Source organism: Candidatus Egerieousia sp., from assembly GCF_056211015.1.
Genome location: NZ_JBAELF010000078.1, coordinates 1 through 14889 on the forward strand (window position 1 = coordinate 1; position 14889 = coordinate 14889).

Here is a 14889-nt window from a genome sequence, read left to right on the forward strand (position 1 = left end):
ATTGATTTCGGAGCGGAGGAAGTTTTTGCAGACGAGATAGAGACAAAAGAGGGCGACACTCAGGAAATCATCAACATTTATGGCGGTTTTACAGCCTTCAACAGTATCCAGAAATTCAGCGAGGACAAGGGTTTCGAACTTCTTTCCGCATCATTCGACCGCTTCCCTAACGGGGAAGTGAAGCACCTTGAGGGAGCCGATCGCGAGGACATTGACAAACTCCTCGAAAAGCTTGAAGATGACGAAGACGTCCAGAACGTATTCCATAACCTTGCAGACTAACAAAAAAAGAAATTTAAATATTACCTATATTTATTATGAACCTTACACACATTGAACATCTCGGTATCGCAGTCAAATCACTTGAAACTGCAATCCCTTATTATGAGAACATTCTCGGACTCAAATGCTATGCAATTGAAGAAGTGGCTGACCAGAAGGTAAAGACAGCTTTCTTCAAGATTGGCCAGACAAAGCTTGAGCTCCTTGAGAGCACTGATCCTGAGGGAAACATAGCAAAATACATTGAGAAGAAAGGTGAGGGAATACACCATATCGCATTCGCAACAAACAGCGTACAGACCTGCCTTGATGAGCTTTCAGCAAAGGGTGTACGCCTTATTGACGAGCATCCAAGAAAAGGAGCGGAGGGTATGAACATTGCATTCCTTCATCCAAAATCAACATGCAGCGTTCTTACTGAGATCTGCGAGGACCCTAACAAGAAATAAAGTACAAATTATAATAAATCCATAACTTATAATGAGTAATCAGCTTGATCAAATTAAAGCGTTGCTTGCACTCAGAGAGAAGGCACGCTTGGGCGGTGGTCAGAAAAGAATTGACTCACAGCATGAAAAAGGCAAATATACAGCTCGTGAAAGAATCAACATGCTGCTTGATCCAGGCAGTTTCGAGGAGTTTGATATGTTTGTCACACACCGTTGCACAAACTTTGGAATGGAGAAGAACACATTCCTCGGTGATGGCGTTGTAACAGGTTTCGGTACCGTGGATGGAAGACTCGTTTACGTTTTCGCTCAGGATTTCACAGTATTCGGAGGTTCACTTTCAGAGTCATTGGCTTTGAAGATCTGCAAGGTTCAGGATGCAGCTCTCAAGAACGGTGCTCCTATCATCGGTTTGAACGATTCAGGTGGAGCACGTATTCAGGAAGGTGTTAACGCACTTGCAGGTTACACAGAGATTTTCCAGAGAAACATTCTTGCTTCAGGTGTAATTCCTCAGATTTCAGCAATCTTCGGTCCATGTGCAGGTGGTGCAGTTTATTCTCCGGCCCTCACAGACTTCAATATCATGAGAAAGGGAACCAGCTACATGTTCCTTACCGGTCCTACAGTAGTAAAATCAGTTCTTGGTGAGGTTATCTCTCAGGAGGATCTTGGAGGTGCAAGCGTACACGCTTCAAAGAGCGGTGTTGCACACTTTGCAGTTGACACTGAGGAAGAGGCCATCACAGTAATCAAGGAGCTCTTGAGCTACATGCCTCAGAACAACATGGAGGATTCTCCGGTTTACGAGTGCACAGACCCTATCGACAGACTTGAGGACTCACTCAACGACATAATTCCTGACAACCCTAACAAACCTTACGATGTTTACAAGGTTATCGAGGCTATCGTTGATAATGGCAAGTTCCTTGAAGTTCACGCAGATTATGCAAAGAACCTCGTAGTAGGTTTCGCAAGATTCAACGGAAAATCCGTTGGTATCGTTGCCAACCAGCCTAAGGTTCTCGCAGGTGTTCTTGACATCAGTTCATCAAGAAAGGGTGCAAGATTCGTAAGATTCTGCGATGCATTCAACATTCCTATCGTAACCCTGGTTGACGTTCCTGGATTCCTTCCTGGTTCACAGCAGGAGTACGGTGCTGTCATCCTTCACGGTGCAAAACTTCTCTATGCTTACGGTGAGGCTACAGTTCCAAAGATCACAGTTGTTCTCCGCAAGGCATACGGTGGAGCTTACTGCGTAATGAGTTCTAAACATTTGAGAGGCGATATCAACTACGCTTGGCCAGGTGCGGAGATTGCAGTTATGGGTCCTTCAGGCGCTATCGGAGTACTTTATGGAAAGGAAATGAAGACTGCTGAAGATCCTAAGGCATTTGCGGCAGAGAAGGAGAAAGAGTACAGAGATGCATTCGCAAATCCTTACAATGCAGCCAAGTATGGCTATATCGATGATGTTATTGAGCCAAGAAATACACGTTTCCGTATAATCAGGGCTTTGCAGCAGTCTGCTAACAAGAGACTTACAAATCCTGCGAAGAAACATGACAACCTTCCTCTGTAATATCACGCAAATGAGAAAGATTAGTTTATACATATTCACTTTCTGTTTGATTCTGTGTGCTTTTGCCGCCAACGGTCAGAACCTTACAGATATGCGTTTGAACGAGATTGTCGTTAAAAACACAAACGGATACCTTGATGACTATGGCAACAGAAGCGCATGGGTTGAATTGTTCAACACCTCTTATGGTACAGTTGATGTAGCGGGATGCTTCCTGACCGATGACCCGGACAACCTGAAGAAATACAAGATTCCTAAAGGTGACGTTCTTACAAAAATCAAGCCACGCCAGCACCTGCTGTTCTTTGCAGACAATGAACCGGACAAGGGTACTTTCCATCTTAACTTTACAATCGACAGCACAACAACTTACATTGCAATTGTAAACGCAGATGGAAAGCAGATACTTGATGAGTTGACATTCGAGGCGGACAAAGTTCCCGAGAATCTCTCGTATGGAAGAAAGGTTGACGGCATAGGTTTCACAAAACCTGCCGGATTCTTCAGCAGATCATGGCTCATTTCAAAATATGAGAAAGAAGCCAACGGTGACCCGGGCTGGACTGTCCTGAGCAAAGTAACACCTCAATCCGCAAATGTAATTGACAACAAGGAATCAAAGCTGATCAGGCTCAAGGAAAGAGATCCATACGGTGGAATCATGGCTGTAACAGCCATGAGCGTTGTATTCAGTGCTCTCATTATCCTCTACTTCCTTTTCAGATTGGTTGCCGCAAGAAACATTAAAATGGAAGAAGCTAAAAAGCAGAATGTGAATGTAACTGTCAACGCCGATCCTCAGGAATATACAGACGAAGAGATAGCCGCCGCAATTGTGATGGCCATTCACCTTGAGTCTGAAAACGAGCAGGTTCACGATGTTGAAAGCAACATTCTTACATTCAAACAAATTTATTCACCATGGGGGAACAAGGCTCTGATCATGAAGCAGACCCCTTCAATTAACAGATAAAAAAAACAATTCCTGAAAATATCAAGCTATTTTCAAGATTAACCAAATTCAAATAATCATGAAAGAATACAAGTTGAATATCAACGGAAAGGATTTCGTTGTAAAAGTAACCAGTGTTGACGGAAACGTTACAAATCTTGAGGTTAATGGAAAATCAGCATCCGCTGCCGCTCCTGCTGCTGCACCTGTTGCCGCTCCTAAGGCTGCCGCTCCTGCAGGTGCAGGCGTAACAGTCAATTCTCCACTTCCAGGCGTAATCCTCGAGGTAAGCGTTAAAGAAGGTGACGTTGTAAAGAAGGGCCAGAAAGTCATGTTGCTTGAGGCAATGAAGATGGAAAACGTAATTGAAGCCACAGCCGACGGTACTGTAACAAGCATCAAGGTCAACAAGGGTGATTCAATTCTTGAGGGCGCTCCACTTCTAACCATAGCATAAGTTTATGATTCTCCAATCTAACAACATATTCACACTTTTAGGAGAGAACTTGTCCCAGTTCATGACCTACACAGGCTTTGCGAACTGTTCAATAAGTCATATCATAATGATTCTCATTGGACTGCTTTTCATATACCTTGCGGTTACAAAGGACTGGGAGCCTATGTTGCTCGTTCCTATAGGTTTCGGTATTGTAATAGGTAACATTCCTCTTTTCCCTGGTTTGCAGGTGGGAGTTTATGAAGAGGGTTCGGTTCTTAACATTCTCTATCAGGGTGTAAGACAGGGCTTCTATCCTCCTCTGATTTTCCTTGGAATCGGTGCAATGACTGACTTCTCAGCACTTATTTCAAACCCTAAGCTCCTTCTGATCGGTGCAGCTGCACAATTCGGTATTTTCGGTGCATACGCAATTGCTCTTGCAATGGGATTTGCTCCGAATGAGGCCGGTGCAATCGGCATCATCGGTGGTGCAGACGGTCCTACCGCCATCTTCCTTTCTTCAAGACTCGCTCCTGACCTTATGGGTGCAATCGCAGTATCTGCATACTCATACATGGCTCTGGTTCCTGTTATCCAGCCTCCTATCATGAGGCTCATGACAACCAAGAAAGAGCGTCTTATCAGAATGAAGAAACCAAGACAGGTATCACAGACAGAGAAGAAGATCTTCCCTATTGTTGGATTCCTCCTCACCGCTTTCATCGTACCTTCAGGTCTTCCACTGCTTGGTATGCTCTTCTTCGGCAACCTGCTCAAGGAGAGTGGTGTAACAAGAAGACTTGCAAATACAGCCAGCGGTCCGCTGATTGATATTGTTACAATTCTCATTGGTATTACTGTAGGATGTTCAACCCAGGCTGACAAGTTCCTTCAGATCAAATCAATCGGAATCTTTTTACTTGGCGCATTCTCATTCGTGATTGCAACATTTGCAGGCGTTCTTTTCGTAAAGATTTTCAATCTTTTCCTCAAGGACGAGAACAAGATCAATCCGCTCATCGGAAACGCAGGTGTTTCAGCAGTTCCTGATTCAGCACGTGTTTCCAACAATGTGGGACTCGAATACGACAAGACAAACTATCTGCTCATGCATGCAATGGGACCTAACGTTGCAGGTGTGATTGGAAGTGCGGTTGCTGCCGGTATCCTCCTTGGATTCCTCTCATAATCAGCAATCATAATTTTGAAGCGAAGCCGTGGCAGAAAGTGCTGCGGCTTCGTTTTTTTTGTGTTTCAAATTTTGTAAGGACACTAAAAAATAGTAAATTTGCAAGGATATGTTTATTGGCGTAGTTTGTGCCAATTTAAAGGAAAATCAATAAATAAAATATCATATTAGGAAACAAACATTATGCAGAACAAATTGCAGGAACTTACAGACAAGCTCTACAATGAAGGTCTGACCAAAGGCAAAGCCCAGGCTGAAGAGCTCAAGGCCAAGGCCAGGACAGAAGCGGAGCAGATAATTGCACAGGCAAAGGAAGAGGCCCGGCAGATTATTTCTCAGGCAAAGAAAGATGCTCAGGATCTTAAATCCAAGACAGAAAGTGACATCAAGATGTCAGCCTCCAAGTCGTTGTCAGCAATCAGAAACGGTATTGAAACCATGCTCGTTTCAAAGATGCTGAAAACCAACGTTTCACAGGCAGCTTCAAACCCAAAGCTCATTGAGGAACTCATTTCAACAATTGCGTCTTCATTCAATTCACAAAGCGCACAGGCAGTTGAACTCAATGCAATACTTCCCGAGAAGATGCAACAGGAGATCAAGGAATATGTGAAGAACAGCTGTTCATCTCTTTTCAATTCAGGAATCGATTTCAAATTCTCAAAGGACATTGACGCCGGTTTCCAGATTGGTCCTAAAGGCGAGAACTACATGATATCATTCACCGACAAGGATCTTGAGAACGTCATTTCACAGTATCTGCGTCCAATCACAAAGAATATAATTTTCGGCAAATAACACATCACCTCAGGAATCTATGAACAATTATCATTACATAATTGCCGGTTTGCCTCAGATTACAATGGGAGCGGACAACAAAGGATTCACATACAAGGAGGTGAGAGATGAAATATACAATCTCTGCTCTAATAAGGACAGAAAGGTAATTGACTGGTTCGAGGCCGGTCTTGATGCTGAAAATCTCGGTTATCATTTTTACGAGGCGGTCCTGCATCATCCTAACACATTCCTTCGCCAATGGTTCAATATGGACCTGCAGCTGAGGAACATGAAGGTTGAAAGCTTTGCAAAGACCCAGGACGAGAAGAAAGCATCCGGTACCATGGAGAAATACAGAGTTGGCATTGAGGGTGAAACCGAAAAGGACCCTTCAGAAACCGCTCTTCTCAAAAAGATATTCGACAACAGGAACATTCTGGAGAAGGAACTCGAGCTCGACAGATACAAATGGAGGAAAATCAACGATTTCACTCTGTACAATTACTTTGACATGAATGTTATAATCGCCTACCTGGCCAAAGCTTCCATAATTGAAAGATGGAGGATACTTGACCAGGTAAAAGGCAAGGAAATGTTCAAACTTCTTGTAGATGAAGTCAGAGGCACATTCAAAGGCTTGAATTTCAACGCATGATTCTGCCAACAATAATGAATAGAAAATAAAACAAAGATAATATATGAACACCACAGGAACAGTTACAGGCATCATATCAAACCTTGTTACAGTAAAGGTTGACGGGCCTGTGGCTCAAAATGAAATTTGCTTCATCAGGATTGGTGAAACAAAACTGATGGCCGAGGTTATCAAAGTCAATGGTGCTTATGCATTCGTACAGGTTTATGAGAGCACACGCGGCCTCAAACCTGGAGACTCTGTAGAATTCAACGGTCACATGCTTGAGGTTCAGCTCGGACCGGGTTTGCTTTCCAGCAACTACGATGGTCTTCAGAACAACCTCGCAACAATGGAAGGAGTATTCCTCAAGAAAGGAGAATACACAGCTCCTCTCGATTCCGAAAAGGAATGGGAGTTCTCCCCTATTGCCAAGAGCGGCGACAAAGTCAAGGCTGCAAGCTGGCTTGCAGAAGTGAAGGAAGGCTGGCTTCCTCACAAGATAATGGTTCCTTTCTCTTTTGAGGGTGAATTCACCGTAAAGGAGGTCAAGGCAGCGGGCAAGTATAGAATCAATGACACCATCGCTGTGCTTGTGAATGAAAAAGGCGAGGAAGTGCCTGTTACAATGGTTCAGAAATGGCCTGTAAAAGTGGCTATCAGAGGTTATGTGGATAAGCCAAGGCCTTACAAGCTCATGGAAACCGGTGTCAGGATCATTGATACTCTCAACCCTATTGCAGAAGGTGGTACAGGCTTTATCCCTGGACCTTTCGGATGCGGCAAGACAGTGCTCCAGCATGCTCTCGCAAAGCAGGGAGAGGCTGATGTCATCATCATGGCCGCCTGCGGTGAGCGTGCGAACGAGGTTGTGGAGATCTTCAAGGAATTCCCTGAACTTGTTGACCCTAGGACAGGAAGAAGCCTTATGGAAAGGACAACCATCATCTGTAACACTTCAAACATGCCTGTTGCGGCACGTGAGGCATCAGTTTACACCGCGATGACCATAGGTGAGTACTACAGGGCAATGGGTCTGAGAGTCCTCCTGCTTGCTGACTCAACATCAAGATGGGCTCAGGCTCTGAGGGAGATGAGTAACCGTATGGAGGAACTTCCGGGTGCCGACGGCTTCCCTGTTGACCTTCCTGCAATCATTTCAAACTTCTATTCAAGAGCAGGTATCGTAACACTCACGAACGGACAGACTGGTTCAGTCACATTCATCGGAACGGTATCTCCTGCGGGCGGTAACCTCAAGGAGCCTGTTACTGAATCAACGAAGAAGGCTGCAAGATGCTTCTACGCATTGAACCAGAACCGTGCCGACAGGAAACGTTACCCTGCTGTTGACCCTATTGACTCATATTCAAAATACATTGAATATCCTGAAATCGTCAAATATCTCACCGAGAGGATAGGCGAAAGATGGGTTCCGAATGTAATGGAAGCAAAGAATCTGATTATCAGAGGTAAAGAGGCATTCGAGCAGATCAACATCCTTGGCGATGACGGTGTTCCTATGGAATATCACCTCAGATACTGGAAGTCGGAGCTGATTGACTTCATCATTCTCCAACAGGACGCTTTCGATGCAATAGATGCCAACACACCTCTTGAAAGACAGGAATTCATGCTGGACAAGGTTCTTGAAATCTGCAGACAGAACAGGGAGTTCGAGAACTTCGAGGAATGCAGTGCATACTATAAGAAACTCATTAACGTAATGAGACAGATGAACTACAGCAAATGGAAGAGCGATGAGTTCAACCAGTATCTGGAGAAGCTCAATACTTTGGTCAACAACAACTAAAAACGGGCAATATGACAAACAAAGCATTTCAAAGAATATATACTCACTTGGAGTCAATCACCAAAGCCACGGTTTCCCTTGTGGCAAAGGGTGTTACAAATGATGAGCTTGCCACTGTGGATGGTCGTCTGGCCCAGGTAGTTAAAATCAAGGGGGACCTTGTTACACTTCAGGTATTCGAAGGAACCGAAGGTATCCCTACCGATGCGGAGGTTCTTTTCTATGGTGAACCTCCTGTACTCAAGGTAAGCGACGAGCTCGCAGGAAGATTTTTCAATGCATACGGAGATCCTATTGACGGCGGCCCTGCCATCGAAGGTGAAAAGAGATATATAGGAGGTCCTTCCGTAAACCCTTACAAGAGAAGACAGCCTTCAGAGCTCATTCCAACCGGTATTGCAGGTATTGACCTTAACAACACACTGGTTTCCGGCCAGAAGATTCCTTTCTTTGCTAACCCTGACCAGCCTTACAACCAGGTTATGGCTCAGGTAGCCCTGAGAGCCGACGTTGACAAGATCATTCTTGGCGGTATGGGTCTTTCAAACGATGATTACCTCTACTTCAAGAACATGTTCGAAGGTGCGGGTGCGCTTGAGAAAATCATCAGTTTCGTGAACACAACCGAGCAGCCTCCTGTTGAGCGTCTGCTGGTGCCTGACATGGCTCTTACCGCAGCTGAGTATTTCGCTATTGACAAGAACCAGAAGGTACTTGTGCTCCTCACAGACATGACCCTTTACGCCGATGCTCTTTCAATCGTGAGCAACCGTATGGACCAGATTCCTTCAAAGGACTCAATGCCTGGTTCACTCTATTCAGATCTTGCAAAGATATATGAGAAAGCGGTACAGCTTCCTGACGGAGGATCAATCACAATCATAGCTGTGACAACATTGAACGACGGTGACATCACACACGCCATTCCTGACAACACAGGTTACATCACTGAGGGACAGCTCTTCCTCAGAACCGATACCGATACAGGAAAGGTGATTGTTGACCCGTTCCGTTCATTGAGCCGACTCAAACAGCTCGTTCAGGGAAAGAAGACCAGGGAGGACCACTCTCAGGTAATGAACACCGGTGTTCGTCTGTTCGCAGATGCTGCCAGTGCAAAGACAAAGCTTGAAAACGGCTTTGACCTCAGTGATTACGACAACAGATGCCTTGAATACGCAAAGGATTATTCCAACCAGCTTCTTGCAATCGACGTTAACATAAAGATAGACCAGATGCTCGACACAGCCTGGGCACTGTTTGCAAAATATTTCAAGAAAGAGGAATTGAACATCAAGCAATCCCTTGTTGACAAATACTGGAAAGGCAATTAATCATTTAATATTCAGTTAGATGGCAATTAAATTCCAATATAACAAGACGTCTCTCAACGAACTTGGCAAGCAGCTCAAGGTCAGAACCAACGCCCTCCCTACCCTCAAGAACAAGGAGAGCGCGCTGCGCGTTGAAGTCAAGAAAGCCAAGAAGAAGAGTGACGCCCTGAAGGAAGATTTGCAAACCTCGCTGAATTCGTACGATTATCTGTCCGCACTGTGGAATGAATTCGAAGGAGGACTTATTTCAGTCAAGGACGTTATCCTGTACACTGAGAAAGTTGCCGGAGTCAAGACTCCCGCATTGAAGGAAGTCATTTTCGACGTCAAGGAATTCGATGTTTTCAAGAAGCCTTTATGGTATCCTCTTGGAATAGAAATTCTGCAGCATCTGGCACAGATAGGAATAGAATCCGAGGTTTATCTTGAGAAGATGAGACTTCTCGATACATCCAGGAAGAGGACCACTCAGAAAGTGAATCTTTATGAGAAGGTTCAGATACCCGGATATCAGGAAGCAATCAGGAAGATCAAGAGATATATGGAAGACGAGGAGAACCTCTCCAAGGCTTCACAGAAGATAGTAAAGAACAGACACCAACAGGAAGAGGAGGAAGAACAATGATAAAGAAAATGGATAAATTCAACTTTGTGATATTTCACAAAGACGTTGACAGCTTCCTTGAGGAACTCTCAAAGGCGGGTCTGGTAGATATAACAAGAAGCAACCGTGCCATTGATTCCAATTCCAGGCAGAAGATGCAGGACATCAGGGATTACAACACTACAATAGGATGGCTGCAGAAATACAAGGCCGTTGCCGCCAAGGCAATTGATACTGAAAAGGCTGCAAAACAGGAACTTTCCTACGCAGATATCCTCAGTTACACAACAGCCCTCATCAAAGAGAAGAAGGAGATTGCCGGTCAGATAAGCCAGCTCGCAGCCGAAGCGGCATACGCTGAGCCTTGGGGCAGTTTCAATAATGGCGACCTTGAAAGGATTACTGAACTGGGGCTTACAGCACACTTCTATTCCTGCTCTCCAAAGGTTTTCAAGGAGGAGTGGAATCAGACATGGCCTCTTCACATTATTTCTGAAGGCGACCAGGTATGTTTCACAGTCCTTTCACAGGCAGGTGAAGAATTTGCCTTCCCTCTCACTGAAGTGCAGTTCCCTAAGAGAACCGCTGATGAGGTACGCAGGGAAATTGAATCTCTCACCGCTCATCAGAATGAGGTGGACTGCAAGCTTTATGCACTGTCTCTGCGTGCTCAGGAGTTTGAGAAACAGAGAGATATCATAAAGGACGAGCTCGATGTTTACCTTGCTGGCAAGGGAGCTGAAAAAGCTTCTGAAGAACTTCTTTCAGTATTTGAAGGATTTTCCACTGCCGATAGTTCAGAAAAAGTCACCGCACTGCTGGACACAATGCCGGTGTATTGGGAGAAACAGGAAGCTGTACTGGAGGACAATCCTCCTGTAGCGCTGAAGAACAATGCTTTCTCAAGACTTTTCGAGCCTATAGGCCAGATGTACCTTCTGCCGCACTACAACGCAGAGGATCTCACACCATATTTCTGCATATTCTATATGCTTTTCTTCGGACTCTGTCTGGGAGATATGGGATATGGTATCCTTCTTATGATATGCGGACTGTTCGCTGCTTTCAAGCTTCCTAAGTTTGCAAGCATAGGAAAGCTTGTGTTCCTTCTCGGACTTGGAAGTACAATAATGCCTCTGCTCAGCGGAACATTCTTCGGTGCAAAGCTCTATGAGCTTTTCCCAATGAGTGACAAGGCTGCCGGAATGTTCCTTGATGATATGGGAATGTTCTGGTTTGCAATTGCTTTCGGTATAGCACAGATAGTTTTCGGAAGAATATTGAACGGAATATTCACAATCAAGCATGAAGGCTTCCCTAACGGTCTGAATCATTTCGGATGGGCCATTGTGCTTGTATGGTTTGCATTTGCGTTCGATACAAAAACCAGCGGAATAAAGGAAATGCCTGAATGGAGCATGTTTACATTGTATGCAGGACTTGTAATGATACTCCTGTTCTCATCCAATTCAAGGAACATATTCGCAAGGCTTGGAAAAGGAACTTTCGCATTCTATGACGTGACAGGATTCTTCGGTGACATCCTGTCATATATCAGACTTTTCGGACTGGGAACCGCCGGCGGTATCCTTGGTCTTGTAGTCAACTCCATTTCAGGACAGTTGCTGAACATACCATACGCAGGCTGGCTGCTTTGCGCAATAATGCTTCTCATAGGGCATACAATGGTACTGTTCCTCTCCGCACTTGGAGCATTTGTACATCCTATGCGTCTTACATTTGTGGAATTCTACAAGAACGCAGGATTTGATGGAGGCGGCCGTCCTTTCAGACCATTGAAAAAAGAACAAAACAAATAATAATTAATAATTTAAAACACTATGTACACATTTTATTTAGCTTATGCCGGTATGGCAGTCATGTTGATATTCTCTTGTATTGGTAGTTCAATCGGTGTAACCATTGGCGGTAATGCAACCGTATCATCATTGAAGAAGAACCCTGATATTTTCGGACAGTCAATGATTCTCTGCGCTCTCCCATCTACACAGGGTCTTTATGGATTCGCCGGCTTCTTCCTCATGCTTAACAAAGTTAAGGCAGTTGAAGAGCTCACACTCAACAGCTCACTCGCACTTTGCGCAGCAGGTATCGCTCTTGGTATTGTAGGTTTGTATTCAGCTCTCAAGCAGTCACAGCTCGTTGCAAACGGTATCAATGAAATGGCTAACGGTCACGATGTATTCGGAAAGACCCTTATCCTCGCCGTATTCCCTGAGCTCTATGCAATTCTTGCTTTTGCAGCAGCATTCCTTGCACTTTAATTGAAGATAAATATAAATTCCATTTAACATGTCATTGATAAAATCAATATCCGGGATCAGAGGAACAATTGGAGGCGTACCGGGCGAAGGCTTGACTCCTGTTGATATTGTCAAGTTTACTTCCGCATACGCTGACCAGCTTAAGAAGAAATTTCCCGGGAAGGACTCTTATAAAGTTGTTGTAGGACGTGACGCAAGAATGAGCGGCGAAATGGTACGCTCAATTGTTTGCGGCACTCTCATAGCCTGTGGTGTAAACGTAGTTGATGCCGGACTTGCTTCCACACCAACTACTGAAATGGCTGTTATTTTCGAGCATGCCGACGGTGGCATTATCATAACAGCATCGCATAACCCGAAACACTGGAATGCTCTCAAACTCCTTAACGAAAGAGGCGAGTTCCTTCCTGATGTTGAAGGCAAGGCACTGCTTGCAGTAGCTGAAGCTGAAAAATTTGATTTCAACGAAGTAACTTCTCTTGGAACAATTGAGAACAAATGTTTCACCGATGCTCACATCAATGCTGTAATGAACAACAAACTGGTTGATTTAAAGGCAATCAAGAACGCAAAATTCAAAGTCGTTCTTGATGCCATCAACTCAGTTGGCGGTGTTACAATGCCTTTGCTTCTCAATAAGATGGGAGTTGAATGCATTGAACTCAACTGCAACCCAAGCGGAGATTTCGCCCACAATCCTGAGCCGCTTCCTGCCAATCTCGTTGATCTTTCAAACGCAGTGAAGGTTGCCGGAGCGGATCTGGGAATATCCGTTGACCCTGACGTTGACCGTCTGGCATTCATCTGCCAGGATGGAACACCGTTCGGAGAGGAATACACCCTGGTATCCGTTGCAGATTACGTATTGAGCTGCAAGAAAGGTCCTACAGTTTCCAACATGTCTTCAACAAGAGCCCTCAGGGACGTTACCGAAGGCTATGGTCAGAACTATTTCAGTGCTGCCGTAGGTGAAGTGAACGTAACAACAAAAATGAGGGAGGTAGGAGCAGTGATTGGAGGTGAAGGAAACGGTGGCGTTATTTTCCCTGAACTGCATTATGGCAGAGATGCCTATATGGGAGTTGCATTGTTCCTGAGCAACTTGGCTCACAAAGGAATGAAGGCAACCGAGCTCCGAGACAGCTACCCTCCTTATTTCATTTCAAAGAACAGGATAGAGATTTCCGACCAGTCTCTGATTAACAGGATACTAGAAGCTGTAAAGGCAAAGTATTCAAGCTTGGGCAGTGTGAATGACATTGACGGTGTGAAAGTCGATTTCAATGACAGGAAGGAATGGTTCCAGTTAAGGAAGTCGAACACCGAACCGATTATCAGAATTTACGCCGAAGCCGCTGACGAAGAACGTGCCAACGCTCTTGCAAAAGAAGTGAAAGCGGAAATAAGTAAAATCATTGCCTGATGTTTTCATTCAGAACAAGCTCCATATTCGAACAGGAAGACAAGCTCCTCCACAAGGGGAGCTTGGGTGTTTTATGCGACAACAGTGCCTGGTATCCATCATCAGGTGAGTATCTATGGGAGATTCTTCAGAAACGGGGGAACCTTGAAAAGATATTCAATCCTGAAGACGAGATTGAAGCGGAAGACCTTTCCAGCATAGATGCACTGATCATTGAACTTCAGGACAGCGGTGTACGTTACAGTCCGTATCCCAACCTTATCCTGAAGCTTTTCAGAACGTTCAAGGACAATTCCCTGGACATAGCGGTATATGTTGTGGACAAACAGAATCCTGCAGGACGCTGTGTTGAAGGCTCCATGCTCAGAGAGGGCTACAGGTCAGAAATCGGAGTGGCTGGAATACCACAGAAACACGGACTCACGATAGGTGAACTCGCCACATACTTCCATAACGAGGTGAATGCGAAATTCGCATTGCATATAATCTCTTACAAAGGCTCTGAAAGCTTCAATTTCATAATGCCTTGGAGCATACCTGTTGGAGAAGAGAACAGCGGACTGTTCACTGCCGCAATGTATAGCGGCACGGCATTGTGGGGAGCCACCAATGTAAGTTGCGGCAAAGGTACTTCACGCCCATACGAGCTGTTCGGAGCCCCTTGGTTCAGTGAACTTCTGCCCTATCTGAAGGAGCACGGCATTTCAGGCTGGAACAGCAAGGAAAGTCCTTTGTACGACGATGGTGCTTTTGTGAGAGTCACCGATTTCATCCCTGGACATGACATTTACGCAGATGAGTTATGCCTTGGTTTTCAGATTATTATGAACCCAAGTCTGCAATATTGTCCTTTGGCACACAATTTGAGAATGATACGTTTCGTAAAGGAGAATACGTCATCGTTCCTGTTCAATACTGATATCAAGGCCGGAATGGATTCAAACAAGACCATTCTGGAACTGATGCTCGGAGACAAGGAGCTTGCAGATTTCCTGTATGGTGAAAGTTCATATACAGACCTCAAGGAACATCTCAAGGTGGAGGAACAGAAATGGATAAGGAAGGCGAAGAAGTTCATTCTGTATGAAGATGACCAGATTTTCCGTGTAAAATGATTGTA

15 protein-coding genes are annotated in these 14889 nt (G+C 44.8%); all 15 read left to right on the top strand.

Annotation, left to right across the window (positions count from 1 at the left end; all coding sequences use genetic code 11):
- Window positions 1–282, top strand: a 282-nt coding sequence (locus AC06L3_RS05615) for a YebC/PmpR family DNA-binding transcriptional regulator (protein ID WP_475669643.1), incomplete at its 5' end; no start/stop codon positions are given.
- A 35-nt stretch (window positions 283–317) separates the two neighbouring features.
- Window positions 318–731, top strand: a complete 414-nt coding sequence (gene mce / locus AC06L3_RS05620) for a methylmalonyl-CoA epimerase (RefSeq protein ID WP_475669644.1) — start codon at window positions 318–320, stop codon at window positions 729–731.
- 31 nt (window positions 732–762) lie between these two features.
- Window positions 763–2316 (top strand): acyl-CoA carboxylase subunit beta, encoded by a 1554-nt coding sequence (locus AC06L3_RS05625; protein WP_475669645.1) that lies wholly within the window; start codon window positions 763–765, stop codon window positions 2314–2316.
- Between the two features lie 10 nt (window positions 2317–2326).
- Window positions 2327–3289 carry an OadG family transporter subunit gene (locus AC06L3_RS05630; RefSeq protein ID WP_475669646.1) on the top strand — a complete coding sequence of 321 codons (963 nt, stop codon included), beginning with the start codon at window positions 2327–2329 and terminating at the stop codon, window positions 3287–3289.
- 58 nt (window positions 3290–3347) lie between these two features.
- Entirely contained in the window at window positions 3348–3725 is a 378-nt protein-coding gene (locus tag AC06L3_RS05635; RefSeq protein ID WP_475669647.1) for a biotin/lipoyl-containing protein, read from the top strand.
- Between the two features lie 4 nt (window positions 3726–3729).
- On the top strand, window positions 3730–4896 hold the full coding sequence (locus tag AC06L3_RS05640; RefSeq protein WP_475669648.1) for a sodium ion-translocating decarboxylase subunit beta: 1167 nt from the start codon (window positions 3730–3732) through the stop codon (window positions 4894–4896).
- 183 nt (window positions 4897–5079) lie between these two features.
- A complete protein-coding gene (locus AC06L3_RS05645) occupies window positions 5080–5694 on the top strand; it encodes a hypothetical protein (RefSeq protein WP_475669649.1) in 615 nt (204 codons plus the stop codon).
- A 19-nt stretch (window positions 5695–5713) separates the two neighbouring features.
- Entirely contained in the window at window positions 5714–6331 is a 618-nt protein-coding gene (locus AC06L3_RS05650; protein WP_475669650.1) for a DUF2764 family protein, read from the top strand.
- 43 nt (window positions 6332–6374) lie between these two features.
- Window positions 6375–8123 carry a V-type ATP synthase subunit A gene (locus AC06L3_RS05655; RefSeq protein WP_475669651.1) on the top strand — a complete coding sequence of 583 codons (1749 nt, stop codon included), beginning with the start codon at window positions 6375–6377 and terminating at the stop codon, window positions 8121–8123.
- Between the two features lie 11 nt (window positions 8124–8134).
- Complete coding sequence (locus AC06L3_RS05660) at window positions 8135–9457, top strand: V-type ATP synthase subunit B (RefSeq protein ID WP_475669652.1); 1323 nt, start codon at window positions 8135–8137, stop codon at window positions 9455–9457.
- A 19-nt stretch (window positions 9458–9476) separates the two neighbouring features.
- Window positions 9477–10082, top strand: coding sequence for a V-type ATP synthase subunit D (locus AC06L3_RS05665; protein WP_475669653.1), 606 nt, complete (start codon window positions 9477–9479; stop codon window positions 10080–10082).
- Between the two features lie 8 nt (window positions 10083–10090).
- Window positions 10091–11881, top strand: a complete 1791-nt coding sequence (locus tag AC06L3_RS05670) for a V-type ATP synthase subunit I (protein WP_475669654.1) — start codon at window positions 10091–10093, stop codon at window positions 11879–11881.
- Window positions 11882–11902: 21 nt separating this feature from the next.
- Window positions 11903–12346 carry a V-type ATP synthase subunit K gene (locus AC06L3_RS05675; RefSeq protein WP_475669655.1) on the top strand — a complete coding sequence of 148 codons (444 nt, stop codon included), beginning with the start codon at window positions 11903–11905 and terminating at the stop codon, window positions 12344–12346.
- 28 nt (window positions 12347–12374) lie between these two features.
- Window positions 12375–13769: a phosphoglucosamine mutase gene (gene glmM, locus AC06L3_RS05680; protein WP_475669656.1), complete on the top strand. Its 1395-nt coding sequence runs from the start codon at window positions 12375–12377 to the stop codon at window positions 13767–13769.
- Window positions 13769–14884: an exo-beta-N-acetylmuramidase NamZ domain-containing protein gene (locus tag AC06L3_RS05685; RefSeq protein WP_475669657.1), complete on the top strand. Its 1116-nt coding sequence runs from the start codon at window positions 13769–13771 to the stop codon at window positions 14882–14884. Before glmM ends, AC06L3_RS05685 begins: the two co-directional genes overlap by 1 nt.
- Window positions 14885–14889: the final 5 nt, after the last annotated feature.